Origin of the sequence: Dietzia sp. DQ11-44 (genome assembly GCF_014145205.1) — a bacterium.
In the GTDB taxonomy this organism is placed as follows: domain Bacteria; phylum Actinomycetota; class Actinomycetes; order Mycobacteriales; family Mycobacteriaceae; genus Dietzia; species Dietzia natronolimnaea.
Genome location: NZ_JAALEC010000196.1, coordinates 1 through 12,901, shown reverse-complemented (window position 1 = coordinate 12,901; position 12,901 = coordinate 1). Strand labels below are relative to the sequence as shown.

General features: G+C 69.9%; 13 protein-coding genes and 1 pseudogene. 13 read left to right on the top strand and 1 reads right to left on the bottom strand.

Annotated features, from left to right (window positions below):
• Positions 1-465 (bottom strand): annotated as a pseudogene (locus tag G6018_RS06120) (succinate dehydrogenase); the annotation flags it as partial.
• 98 nt (positions 466-563) lie between these two features.
• Between G6018_RS06120 and ftsY the strand changes: the two are divergent.
• The 13 genes from ftsY (at position 564) to G6018_RS06055 (ending at position 12,821) form a co-directional block, all read left to right on the top strand.
• Entirely contained in the window at positions 564-2,042 is a 1,479-nt protein-coding gene (gene ftsY / locus G6018_RS06115) for a signal recognition particle-docking protein FtsY (RefSeq protein ID WP_182639172.1), read from the top strand.
• A 157-nt stretch (positions 2,043-2,199) separates the two neighbouring features.
• On the top strand, positions 2,200-3,567 hold the full coding sequence (locus G6018_RS06110; RefSeq protein WP_347237810.1) for an ammonium transporter: 1,368 nt from the start codon (positions 2,200-2,202) through the stop codon (positions 3,565-3,567).
• A gap of 28 nt (positions 3,568-3,595) precedes the next feature.
• Complete coding sequence (locus tag G6018_RS06105; protein WP_095716792.1) at positions 3,596-3,934, top strand: P-II family nitrogen regulator; 339 nt, start codon at positions 3,596-3,598, stop codon at positions 3,932-3,934.
• 189 nt (positions 3,935-4,123) lie between these two features.
• Entirely contained in the window at positions 4,124-6,499 is a 2,376-nt protein-coding gene (locus G6018_RS06100) for a [protein-PII] uridylyltransferase (protein ID WP_182639171.1), read from the top strand.
• A gap of 64 nt (positions 6,500-6,563) precedes the next feature.
• Complete coding sequence (ffh, locus tag G6018_RS06095; RefSeq protein WP_182639170.1) at positions 6,564-8,147, top strand: signal recognition particle protein; 1,584 nt, start codon at positions 6,564-6,566, stop codon at positions 8,145-8,147.
• A 212-nt stretch (positions 8,148-8,359) separates the two neighbouring features.
• Positions 8,360-8,869 (top strand): 30S ribosomal protein S16, encoded by a 510-nt coding sequence (gene rpsP, locus G6018_RS06090; protein ID WP_182639169.1) that lies wholly within the window; start codon positions 8,360-8,362, stop codon positions 8,867-8,869.
• A 5-nt stretch (positions 8,870-8,874) separates the two neighbouring features.
• The gene (locus tag G6018_RS06085; RefSeq protein WP_179525471.1) at positions 8,875-9,117 is read left to right on the top strand and encodes an RNA-binding protein; all 243 of its coding nucleotides are present in this window, start codon (positions 8,875-8,877) and stop codon (positions 9,115-9,117) included.
• A 35-nt stretch (positions 9,118-9,152) separates the two neighbouring features.
• Positions 9,153-9,686: a ribosome maturation factor RimM gene (rimM, locus tag G6018_RS06080; RefSeq protein WP_182639168.1), complete on the top strand. Its 534-nt coding sequence runs from the start codon at positions 9,153-9,155 to the stop codon at positions 9,684-9,686.
• Entirely contained in the window at positions 9,683-10,483 is an 801-nt protein-coding gene (gene trmD, locus G6018_RS06075; protein WP_179525469.1) for a tRNA (guanosine(37)-N1)-methyltransferase TrmD, read from the top strand. The genes rimM and trmD overlap by 4 nt, the downstream gene beginning before the upstream one ends.
• A 163-nt stretch (positions 10,484-10,646) precedes the next feature.
• Positions 10,647-10,988, top strand: a complete 342-nt coding sequence (rplS, locus tag G6018_RS06070; protein ID WP_017836979.1) for a 50S ribosomal protein L19 — start codon at positions 10,647-10,649, stop codon at positions 10,986-10,988.
• Between the two features lie 137 nt (positions 10,989-11,125).
• Positions 11,126-11,845, top strand: a complete 720-nt coding sequence (lepB, locus tag G6018_RS06065; protein WP_347237811.1) for a signal peptidase I — start codon at positions 11,126-11,128, stop codon at positions 11,843-11,845.
• 26 nt (positions 11,846-11,871) lie between these two features.
• Positions 11,872-12,519: a ribonuclease HII gene (locus G6018_RS06060; protein ID WP_347237809.1), complete on the top strand. Its 648-nt coding sequence runs from the start codon at positions 11,872-11,874 to the stop codon at positions 12,517-12,519.
• Positions 12,516-12,821 carry a DUF2469 domain-containing protein gene (locus G6018_RS06055; protein ID WP_007632861.1) on the top strand — a complete coding sequence of 102 codons (306 nt, stop codon included), beginning with the start codon at positions 12,516-12,518 and terminating at the stop codon, positions 12,819-12,821. The genes G6018_RS06060 and G6018_RS06055 overlap by 4 nt, the downstream gene beginning before the upstream one ends.
• Positions 12,822-12,901: the final 80 nt, after the last annotated feature.

Genomic DNA, 12,901 nt, shown 5'->3' with positions numbered 1-12,901 from the left:
GGCGGGCGGTGTGCCGGTGGTCATGTCCAGGACGTGGAAGACCACGAACAGCAGCATCACCACGCCGGTCAGCATCATGGATCGCGCGCCGAAGGAACCGGCGGTCAGACCGGTGCGACGACGACGAGGACCCGCCGACGCCCGGGACCGTCGCGCGAGCACCACCGAGCACCAGATGTGTGCCACCAGGCTCAGCACCAGCACCACCCGCAGGGCCCACAGCACCCCCTCGTGCGGCACCAGGGGATAGAGCAGCGTCCGCAGCCACTCGGCGTAACCGTCGAAACCGGACGCACCGCCGAACACCTTGAGGTTGCCGATCATGTGCACCACGACGAACGAGGTGAAGACCAGGCCCGTCACGGCCATGACCGTCTTCGCGGCCCAGGTGGGCAACACAGGGGTACGCCGGAGGTGAGGCCTCCGGGCCCTGACCGGGACGTGCGGGGCAGCGACCTCGGTCACGCGCGGACACCTCCTTACGGGAACGCGCGCCAGTCTAGGTCCGCCCACGCCGCCCGGGGCCGGGATGAGGACGGGGGTCGTCGTCCATACTGGGCACCGTGAACACCACCTGGATCATCATCGCCGTCGTCGCCGTCCTGTTGCTCGCCGTGCTCGCGCTGGTCGTGGGTCTGCAGCTCCGCAGGAAGCGACAGATCTCGCTGAGCAAGCCGGAGGAACGCAGGGAACTCACCCGTGAGGAACGCTCCGGCAACTATCAGGCGGGGACGGGTTTCTCGTTCACCGAGGCGGGCGGGACCGCCACCGCGGCACCCCCGAGGGAACCCCTGCCGCGCGAGACGTCCCGGCCGGTCGAGACACCCCGCCCCGTCGAGACACCCCCGCAGGTCGACACGCCCCGCCCCGTCGAGACACCCCGCCCCGTCGACACACCCCGCCCGGCCGACACGGTCGAGACCCCCCGGTCGGTCGAGACGCCGGTCGTGCCCGAGCCGGACACCGAACCCGGTCCGAGCGACGACACGGTCGTCGTGGAACCCGCGCCCGTCGAACCGGTGGTGGTACCGCCGGAGGTCCCGGACGAGGAGGTCCCGGTCCCCACGACCGAGCTGATCACCGGGGCCCCCTCCCCGGTCGCCCCCGTCGAGCGGATCGACCCGTCCGAGGGGCGCCTGGACCGCCTCCGCGGTCGGCTGGCGCGCTCCCAGGGCGCCGTGGGTCAGGGGCTGCTCGGGCTCCTGGGCGCAGGTGATCTCGACGAGGACGCGTGGGAGGAGATCGAGGACACGCTGATCATGGCGGACCTGGGCACCACGGTCACCCAGCGCGTCGTCGACCGCCTGCGTGAGGACATCGCGACCAGGCAGATCCGCACGGAGGCCGAGGTCCGGGGCCTGTTGCGGCAGGCCCTCGTGGACAACCTCCACCCCGAGTACGACCGCTCGCTTCGTGCGCTGCCGAACAACGGCACCCCCGCCGTGATCCTCGTCGTCGGGGTCAACGGCACCGGCAAGACCACCACCACCGGCAAACTCGCCCGCGTCCTGGTGGCGGACGGACGCCACATCCTGCTCGGTGCCGCCGACACCTTCCGCGCCGCGGCCGCCGACCAGCTCCAGACCTGGGCCGAACGGGTCGGAGCGGAGGTCGTGCGGGGCAAGGAGGGCGCGGACCCCGCGTCGGTGGCGTTCGACGCGGTCGCCCGGGGTGTCGAGACAGGGGTGGACGCGGTCCTGGTGGACACCGCCGGCCGCCTCCACACCAAGACCGGGCTCATGGACGAGCTCGGAAAGGTCAAGCGGGTCGTGGAGAAGAAGACCCCGGTCGACGAGGTGCTGCTGGTCATCGACGCGACGACGGGGCAGAACGGTCTCATGCAGGCGCGGGTGTTCAAGGAGGTCGTCGACATCACCGGCGTGGTGCTGACCAAGCTCGACGGCACCGCCAAGGGCGGCATCGTCTTCCAGGTCCAACACGAACTCGGGGTGCCGGTCAAGCTCGTCGGACTGGGCGAGGGAGCCGACGATCTGGCGCCGTTCACGGCGGATGCCTTCGTCGACGCCCTGCTCGGAACCTAGGACGCGCGGGTACACAGGACACACGATCGGAACCACAGGGCCGGCCACGTTACAGACCGGAAACACGACCGCGCATCGGCTGAAACAGCGGAAAGGAATTCTTCTGAACCGAGAGTGAGTGACAAACGCTCACCATGGAGACGAGGAGGACCTCACCGTGAGAGGTGACAGTGTCTTGTTGCTCGCCCAGGAGGCGACGACGGAGATCGATGCGGGAGACACGGCCTGGATGCTCATGGCGGCATCCCTGGTCCTGCTCATGACGCCCGCACTGGCGATGTTCTACGGCGGGATGTCCCGCCAGAAGTCAGTGCTCAACATGATGATGATGTCGTTCAGCGCGATGGGGGTCGTCGGGATCGTCTACGTGCTGTGGGGCTGGTCGATGTCCTACGGCGAGCAGGACGTGCTCGGTCTCTTCGCGAACCCCTTCGAGATGTTCGGTCTCGCCGGGGTGATCGGCGACGCCGACAACTGGGTGACGTCCGCATCGGGCGCCTACCCGCAGGTCGTCGACGTGGGCTTCCAGGTCACCTTCGCGATCATCACCGTCGCCCTCATCTCGGGAGCCATCGCCGAGCGCGTGAAGTTCGGTACCTGGCTGACCTTCGCCGCCGTGTGGGTCACGCTGGCCTACTTCCCCATGGCCCACATGGTCTGGGGCGGCGGGCTCCTCTCGCATTCGGAGAACAGCCTCGCCTCGATGATCTTCGGCACCGTCGACGACGGTGAGGGCGGTCTCACCGCGGCAGTGGCCCCGGTCGACTTCGCCGGTGGCACGGTCGTCCACATCAACGCCGGTATGGCGGCGCTGGTCCTCGTCCTGCTGATCGGCAAGCGTTACGACTTCGGCCGCACCGCGTTCCGGCCCCACAGCCTCCCGGTCGTCATGCTCGGCGCCGGTCTGCTGTGGTTCGGCTGGTTCGGCTTCAACGCCGGTTCGGCGTTCGGTGCCAACGGTGCCGCAGGCCTGGCCTGGATCAACACCACCGTCGCCACGGCCGCCGCGATGCTCGGCTGGCTCCTCACCGAGCGGATCAGGGACGGTCATCCGACCAGCCTCGGTGCGGCCTCGGGCGTCGTCGCCGGTCTGGTCGCCATCACCCCGGCCGCGGGGTCGGTCCACCCCCTCGGCGCGATCGCCCTCGGTGCCGTGTCCGGCGCCCTGTGTGCCCTCGCCGTGGGACTCAAGCACCGCTTCGGCTACGACGACTCGCTCGACGTCGTGGGCGTCCACCTCGTGGCGGGTCTCTGGGGCACCATCGCCATCGGCCTCCTGGCCACCGGCACCTTCGACACCGATGCCGGCGTGTTCTACTCGGCGGACGGGTGGAAGCTGCTCGTGGTCCAGATCGTGATCGCCGTGGCGGCGCTCGTCTTCACCGCCATCATGACCGCGATCGCCTACGTGATCTGCCGCCCGCTGGGATGGCGCATCAACGAGACGGACGAGCAGTCCGGTATCGACGGCGCCGAGCACGCGGAGTCCGCGTACGAGGCCTCCACCAACGCGCTCATCCGTTGAGCCGACATCTGCGAAAGGAACCCCTGACATGAAGCTCGTCACCGCGATCGTCAAGCCGTTCACGCTCGACGACGTCAAGGCAGCACTCGAACAGGCGGGAATCCACGGTCTCACCATCAGTGAGGTCCAGGGTTACGGCCGCCAGAAGGGTCACACCGAGGTCTATCGCGGTGCTGAGTACGCCGTGGACTTCGTCCCCAAGATCAGGGTCGAGGTGGTCGTCGACGACGAGACCGCCGACACGGTCGTCCAGCTGGTCGTGGATGCCGCGCGAACCGGGAAGATCGGCGACGGCAAGGTCTGGGTGACCCACGTCGAGAGCATCGTCCGGGTCCGCACGGGCGAGGCGGGCGACGCCGCGATCTGATCGACGACACCACGAGGCGCGGTCGACCCCGGACCCGGGGTCGACCGCGTTTCTCAGTCATTCCCCCTGCCTCACCGTCGATCTCGGTGGGGGTGCACAGGCGTTCACAGAAGCGAAACACCGTGGCCGCCACGAGGTGACACGGGGCCGACAGTCTGGAGACACACTCATGAGGGAAAGAGGGACGACGTGAGCCTGACGGGGGACGGTGAGCGGGCCATGGCGCTGCGGGACGGACGCGAGCAGATCCTCTCGGCCGCGACGGCCGACCTCCCCGCGGCGCACCTGCGGGACGCACTGTGCGAGTTGTACGAGATGGAACTCGGACGGCTCGCGGAGGAGGCCGGGATCGGACCGGGGTCCGGGTTCGCCCTCGTGGCCTTCGGCGGGCTCGGCCGGCGCGAGGTGCTCCCGTACTCCGACCTCGACCTGGTGCTGGTGCACGAGCGACGACCCGACCGCGACGTCGGTGAACTCGCCGACGCCATGTGGTACCCCCTGTGGGACTCGGGCGTGGGCCTGGATCACAGTGTCCGGACCGTGGACCAGTGTCTCGCGGTGGCGGCTGCGGACGTCTCGGTGGGATTGAGTCTGCTGGACGCCCGGGTGATCGCCGGGGACGCGGACCTGGGCGCGCTCGTGGTCGACGGCGCCCGGCGCCAGTGGCGTGACCAGATCGCCTCCCGGTTCGACGATCTCGTGGCCGCCGCCGTGGCCCGGCGTCAGCGGTCCGGCGTGATCGCGCACCGGAGTGAACCCGATCTCAAGAACGGCGTGGGCGGCCTGCGGGATTCACAGTTGGTCACCGCGCTCGCGGTCGCACACCTCAGTGACGGGCGCCCGGTCGTCCCCGGAGGGCTGACGGCCGCGCACCGGCTCGTGCTCGACGCGCGGACGGAGCTCCACCGGGTGAGCGGGCGGCCCCGGGAGGTACTGCACGCCGAGTACGGGGACGAGGTCGGGCTGGCGCTCGGGCTGGGCGATCGCTTCGACCTCGCCCGTGCGCTCAGTGACGCCTCCCGGACCATCGCGTTCACCGCGGATCAGGCCATCCGGGGCTCGTGCGCGTCGCTGTCCTCCCGCGGTCTGACCGGGCTGCTGCGCAGATCGCCGGTCCGCAGACCACTCGACGACGGCGTGGTGGAGCACGCCGGTGAGGTGGCACTCGCGAGGAACGCCCGTGTCACCGAGGACCCGTGGCTCCCACTACGGGTGGCGGCGGCGGCGGCCCGGTTCGGGCTCCCCGTGGCCGGTTCGACGCTCGGGGTACTGGTGGAGCGTTCGCCGGTCCCCGAGGGTCGGTGGCCCGCCGAGGCGCTCTCGGACCTCCTCGTCCTGCTGGGCTCCGGTGAGGGCCAGGTGCCGGTCGTCGAGGCGTTGGATCGGAGCGGGTTGTGGGAGCGGATGATCCCCGAGTGGTCAGAGGTGAGGGATCTGCCCGCCAGGGACCGGGCTCACGTCTACACCGTCGATCGTCACCTGGTCCAGACCGCGGTGGAGGCCTCCCGGCTGACCACCTCGGTCGCGCGCGCAGATCTGCTCCTGCTGTCTGCGCTGCTGCACGACCTCGGCAAGAGTCGCGAGGGCGACCACAGCGAGACGGGCGCAGAGATGGTCGGCCCCATCGTGCGACGGATGGGGCTCGATCCCGACGACGTCGACACCCTGGTCCGGATCGTCCGGCACCACCTGCTGCTGGCCGTGACCGCGACCAGGCGTGACCCCTCGGACCCGGCGACGGCCGACTCCGTGCTGGCCACGCTCGACCGGGACGCGACCGCCTTCGACGTGCTCGCCACGCTCACCGAGGCCGATTCGCTGGCCACAGGGCCGACGGTCTGGACCCCGGGCAGGGCCAGGGCACACGCGATGCTGGTCGATGCGTGCCGGGACCGGATGGGGTCGCAACCTGGCGCGGTGGAGGCGCCGACCGTCGACGCCACCCGGCCGCACGGCCCCCCCGACGTCGTGGTGGACCTGCGCCCCGCCGGGACGGGGACCAATCACGAGATCACCCTCGTGGTCCCGGGCTCGGGCAAGTCCCTCGCGGTGACGGCCGAGGTCCTCGCCGCGCACCGGCTGGAGATCGTCGACGCGGAGATCGACCTGCGCCCACCCGGTGGGGTACGCGCGAGGATGACGGTGTCCACCCGTTTCGGCGACCCCGTCGACCCGAAGGTCCTCCGCCAGGACCTGCGCCGGGCGGTAGACTCCGGGGTGTCGGCCTCGCTGAGGGCCGCGCTCGCACGCAACGCCTCCCGCCTGATCGGACCGCCCCAGGCCAGGTCCTCGGTCCTGGTCAATCGACGGACGGATGCCGACGGCATCCTGCTCGAGGTGCGGGCCGAGGACAGACCGGGGTTGTTCGCCAAGGTCATCGCGTCGATCCTGGGCAAGGGGGCGAGGATCGACTGGGTCGTGGTGCGGACCCGCGGCGCCGCGGTCGAGGACGTCTTCGCACTGTCCGGCCCCGGAGCGGTGCTCAGCACGGCCACGGAGGTGGAGTCGCTGCTTCCCCGGCGCGATCCCGCCACGCCCGGCGTGGGGCGTGCCGATACCCTGTGAGCAGTCGTCGTCGACGACGCCGGGGCCACCACGCCCCCGGCCCGCGACCCAGGGAGCTGTAGCCGTGTTCGATTCCTTGTCCGATCGCCTGGCAGGTGCGCTCAAGGACCTGCGCGGGAAGGGGCGGCTCAGCGACGCCGACATCGACGCGACGGCGCGCGAGATCCGCCTGGCGCTGCTCGAGGCGGACGTCGCCCTTCCCGTCGTGCGCACGTTCATCTCGCGCGTCAAGGAACGGGCCAAGGGATCCGAGGTGTCCGAGGCCCTCAACCCCGCGCAGCAGGTCGTCAAGATCGTCGACGCCGAACTCACCGCGATCCTGGGTGGCCAGGCGCGGCGCATCGAGTTCGCCAAGCAACCCCCGACGGTGATCATGCTCGCCGGTCTGCAGGGTGCGGGTAAGACCACTCTGGCGGGAAAGCTCGCGTACTGGCTCAAGGGCCAGGGTCACACCCCGCTCCTCGTCGCGTGCGACCTGCAGCGGCCGGGTGCGGTCGACCAGCTCCGGATCGTCGGCGAGCGCGCCGGCGTGCAGGTCTTCGCACCCCATCCCGGCACGTCCGTCGGGGGAGACGGCGAGGTCGTCGGCGTGCAGGAGCCGGTGTCCGTGGCCCAGCGGGGCCTCGCGCACGCCCGTGCCAAGATGCACGACGTCGTGATCGTCGACACCGCCGGCCGGTTGGGTATCGACGAGGAGCTCATGGCCCAGGCCAGGGGCATCCGTGACGCGGTCCAGCCGGACGAGACCTTCTTCGTCCTCGACGCGATGATCGGCCAGGACGCGGTGATGACCGCGGAGGCCTTCCGCGAGGGGGTCGGCTTCACCGGCGTCGTCCTGACCAAGCTCGACGGCGACGCCCGTGGCGGCGCCGCGCTGAGCGTCCGTGAGCTCACCGGCACCCCGATCATGTTCGCCTCCGACGGCGAGAAGCTCGAGGACTTCGACGTCTTCCACCCCGACCGCATGTCGAGCCGGATCCTCGGCATGGGCGACGTGCTCTCGCTCATCGAGCAGGCCGAGACCGTCTTCGACGCCAAGGACGCGGAGAAGACCGCGGCCAAGATCGGCTCGGGGGAGCTCACGCTCGAGGACTTCCTCGACCAGATGCTGATGATCCGCAAGATGGGCCCCATCGGAAACCTGCTGGGAATGCTGCCCGGGGGCAAGGAGATGAAGGCGGCCGTCGGCGACATCGACGAGAAGTACCTGGACCGTATCCAGGCGATCATCCGGGGGATGACGCCGGAGGAGCGTGCCGATCCGAAGATCATCAACGGATCCCGCCGCCAGCGCATCGCCAAGGGTTCCGGTGTCACGGTCACCGACGTCAACCAGCTGGTGGACCGGTTCTTCGAGGCCCGCAAGATGATGAGCCGCATGGCGGGTCAGATGGGCATGCCCGGAGCCGGCCGGAAGAACCAGCGCAAGGGCAAGAAGGGCAAGGGCAAGGGCCGCGGGCCGACCCAGCCCAAGAACAGGGGAATGATGCCCGGTGGGATGCCGGGGATGCCTCCGGGGATGCCGGGGATGCCGGGGATGCCCCCCGGAGGGATGCCGGATCTGTCCCAGATGCCGCCCGGACTCGACAAGCTCCCCCCGGGACTCGAGGGCATCGATCTGAACGACCTGAAGTTCCCCAAGCGCTGACCCGGTCGGCCGCGCGGGCACCGATTGGTACCAGCGGTGGCGGGGCGTTTAGACTGGTGCGCTGGACGCCGTCACCGGTGGGTCCCGTCGTGCTGGTCGCGAACGGGTGCCCGCGCCGAACGGCGGTCACCCGGAAGGCGAAACCGGGCCCCGCAACAGGTGCGGGAGTCGCTGAATCGCCACGTGACCCGCAAGAGAAAGCGAGACGCCACATGGCCGTCAAGATCAAGCTCACCCGCCTCGGCAAGATCCGTAACCCGCAGTACCGGGTGGTCGTGGCCGACGCCCGCACCCGCCGCGACGGACGCGCCATCGAGACGATCGGGCTCTACCGCCCCAAGGAGGAGCCGAGCTTCATCCAGATCGACTCCGAGCGTGCGCAGTACTGGCTCGGCGTGGGCGCCCTGCCCACCGAGGCCGTCGAGGCGCTCCTCAAGATCACCGGCGACTGGCAGAAGTTCAAGGGCCTCGAGGGCACCGAGGGCACCCTCCGGGTCGCCGAGCCCAAGCCCAGCAAGCTGGAGCTGTTCAACAAGGCGCTCGAGGAGGCCCAGGGCGAGCCGTCCGCCGAGGCCATCACCACCAAGCGCAAGGCCGAGAAGGCCAAGAAGGCCGAAGAGGCGAAGAAGGCCGAGGACGACGCGAAGAAGGCCGCCGCCGAGGCCTCCGAGGCCGAGTCCGCCGAGGCCGGGTCGCCCGACGCCGAGAACGCCGAGGCCTGAGTCCGATGAGTGACATGGTCGTCGACGCCGTCGACCATCTCGTCCGCGGCATCGTGTCGGATCCCGACGCGGTGTCCGTCAGGTCGAGCGGCGGTCGGCGCGGCACGGTGATCCGCGTGACCGTGTCGCCCGAGGACCTCGGACGCGTCATCGGCCGCGGCGGCCGTACCGCCTCCGCGATCCGGACGATCGTCTCCGCCGTCGGCGGGCCGGACGTGCGGGTCGACGTGGTCGACACCGACCGCTAGTCCCACTCGGAACCCACCCGCACCGGAAGGACACCATGGAACTCGTCGTGGGCCGCGTCGTCAAATCCCACGGAGTCCGCGGTGAGCTGGTGGTGGATGTGCGGACCGACTCGCCCCGTGACCGTTTCGCGGTGGGCGAGCGCCTGCTGGGCCGCACCGGCAAGGGGAACAACGTCACGGACCGAGAGGTCACCGTAGAAGCCGCCCGGGATCATTCCGGGCGGCTTCTCGTGCGCCTGGAGGGCGTCTCGGACCGCAACTCCGCCGACGAGTTGCGCGGGATGCTCCTGCTCGTGGACTCCGAGGCGTTGCCGGAGACCGGGGATCCGGACGAGTTCCATGACCACCAACTGGTGGGCCTGCGGGCCCTCGACACCGGTGGGGCAGAACTCGGTGAGGTCACCGAGGTCGTCCACACGCCGGGTGGGGAACTGCTCGCGGTGCGCCTCGCGAACGGTGCGGACGCGCTCGTGCCGTTCGTCACCCGGATCGTGCCCGAGGTGGACCTGGGTTCCGGTACGTGCGTCATCGACCCACCGGAGGGACTACTCGATCTGGGGACCTCGTGACGGGGACCGACGACACGGTTCCCGCTCCGCGACTCCGGCTCGACGTCGTCACCGCGTTCCCGGACTATCTCGCCCCGCTCCGTCTGGCGCTGCCCGGGCGGGCCATCGATCGCGGAATCCTGGATCTCGAGGTCCACGACCTCCGTGCGTGGGCCCACGACGTGCACCGGTCCGTCGACGACACCCCGTTCGGTGGGGGCCCCGGCATGGTCATGAGGCCGACGGTCTGGGGTGAGGCTCTCGACGAGCTGGTACCCCCGCCCGCGGACGACTCCGCAGAACGGTCTCTCCTCATCGTGCCCACTCCCGCCGGCCGGCCCTTCACCCAGGACGACGCCCACCGGTACGCCCGTCGCGGTCACCTGCTCTTCGCCTGCGGCAGATACGAGGGGATCGACCAGCGGGTGATCGACGAGGCCTCCACACGGATGGACGTGGAAGAGGTGAGCATCGGCGACTACGTGCTCATCGGGGGAGAGGTGGCGGTCCTGGTGATGGCGGAGGCCGTCGTCAGGCTCCTGCCGGGAGTCCTGGGCAACCAGCGCAGCCATGAGGAGGACTCCTTCTCCGACGGGCTACTCGAGGGGCCGAGCTACACCCGACCCGAGGAGTGGCGGGGACGGCCGGTTCCCGCGGTGCTCAGGAGCGGCGACCACGCGAAGATCGCGCGGTGGCGGCGAGACGAGTCACTGCGACGCACCGCGCAGCGCCGACCTGAGCTGCTCGACGGCGCAGATCTCCGTCCGGCGGACCTGGAGACGCTCGCCTCCGTCGGCTGGACGCCCCGCGCGGGCTGATTTGGGGCGGGCGGGCCGGGAATGGCACACTAGCGAGGTTGATCATCCGGGCGCATCCGTGCGTCCGCGAACGGTCGCGCTGATCCGGGCACGAACCGGTCGTCCCGCCGGGAGGCGGGCGCCAGGGTCCTCTGTCCTCAATTCCTGACATCCGAGGAACACAATGAACACTCTCGACTTCATCGACAACAAGTCTCTCCGCGACGACATTCCGGCGTTCCGCCCCGGCGACACGCTCGACGTGCACGTCAAGGTCATCGAGGGCTCCAAGGAGCGCGTCCAGGTCTTCAAGGGTGTCGTGATCCGCCGCCAGGGCGGTGGCGTCCGGGAGACCTTCACCGTCCGCAAGGTCTCCTTCGGCGTCGGCGTCGAGCGCACCTTCCCGGTGCACTCGCCCACCATCGACCACATCGACGTCCTGACCCGCGGAGACGTCCGTCGCGCCAAGCTGTACTACCTCCGCAACCTCCGCGGCAAGGCCGCGAAGATCAAGGAGAAGCGCTGAGCGCGTAGAGCGGGTCGGACTCGGCCGCCGTGTGCGGTGGCCGATCGACTACGCTCGTCCGGGTGAGCAGCACCGAATCACCTGGACAGAACCCCTCCGAGCCGGGCCCCCGAGAAGACGGGGACCCGGCTCGAGGCGTGGGTGGAGGCCGACGCGACGCGCGGACCACCGAGAAGAAGGGCCAGCCCTGGTACATCGAGATCCCCCTGCTGGTGGTGATCGCCCTGGTGCTGGTGTTCGTCTTCCAGACCTTCGTCGGGCGGGTCTACCAGATCCCGTCGGAGTCGATGGAGCCCACGCTGCACGGGTGTGCCGGCTGCACGGGTGACCGGATCTTCGTGGACAAGATCTCGTACCGGTTCGGCGATCCGCAGCCCGGGGACGTCGTGGTGTTCGAGGGGCCGGATTCCTGGAACCAGGGATACCAGTCCATCCGTTCGGACAACCCGGTGATACGGACCCTGCAGGACATCGGAGGGGTCATCGGCATCGTCCCGCCCGACCAGAACGACATGGTCAAGCGCGTGGTCGCCGTGGGCGGACAGACCGTGGGCGGGTGCTCTCCGGACGGCGGCCTCCTCGTGGACGGGGAGCCCCTGGACGAGCCCTACCTCAACGCGGAGCCCGCACTCGAACGCAACCCACTCAACTGCGCGTTCGGCCCGGTCACCGTTCCGGAGGGCAACTACTGGGTGATGGGTGACAACCGGGGCAATTCCGCCGACTCCCGCTACCACATGGGCGACGAGTTCCAGGGCACCGTCCCCGGGGGGAACATCATCGGCAAGGTGCAGGCCATCATCCTCCCGTTCAACCGGATCGGGTCCGTCCCCTCGCCGGACATCAACGCGGGGTGAGCCCGGTCCGACCGGGCCGGGTCAGGGTGACCCGGCGTGACGGACGGCTGGCACTCGAGGCGGCCCTGGGACGGCGCGGCCTCGGCCCGGTCGCCGGGGTCGACGAAGCCGGGCGCGGATCGTGCGCGGGTCCGCTGGTGGTGGCGGCATGCGTGCTGGGGGACCGGCTCGCCCCCGACCTCGCCGACCTCGACGACTCCAAGAAGTTGTCCCCGCCCACCCGGGAACGGCTCCACGACGCCGTGCTGCGGAGGGCGACCGCCGTGTCCGTGGTGGTGATCGAGTCCGATCGGATCGACGAGCGGGGTGTGCACCGGTGCAACCTCGAGGGGATGCGTCGTGCGGTGGCCGCTCTCGACCCGGCACCGGGCTTCGTCCTCACCGACGGGTTCGCCGTGGACGGGCTCGGATGCCAGTCCACGGCGGTGATCGGGGGCGACGCGGTCGTCGCATCCATCGCCGCCGCGAGTGTCCTCGCAAAGGTCACCCGCGATCGGATTATGGTGGACCTCGACCCGAGGTACCCGGGCTACGGGTTCGCCGCCCACAAGGGGTACAGCACCGCGGGTCACGCCAGGGCGATCGAGCAGCTCGGTCCCAGCGACATCCACCGGATGTCGTACGCCAACGTCCGTCGCGCCGCCCAGGCGCATTCGAGGAGCAGCACTAGATGAGCGCCGAGGATCTGGAGAACTACGAGACCGAGATGGAGCTCTCGCTGTACCGCGAGTACCGCGACATCGTCGGTCAGTTCACCTACGTCGTCGAGACGGAGCGGCGCTTCTATCTCGCGAACGCGGTCGAACTGATCCCGAGGTCCGCGGACGGTGAGGTCTACTTCGACGTCCGGATGTCGGACGCCTGGGTGTGGGACATGTACCGGCCTGCCCGTTTCGTGAAGTACGTGCGGGTCCTGACCTTCAAGGACGTCAACATCGAGGAGCTCGACAAGCCCGAACTCCGCCTCCCGGAGTAGTACCCGGCGGCTGGTCCTCCACAGCCTCCGGCGCCTCCACAGGGTGCTCCCGGCCCGATCCGCGTCCAGCGGATCGGGCC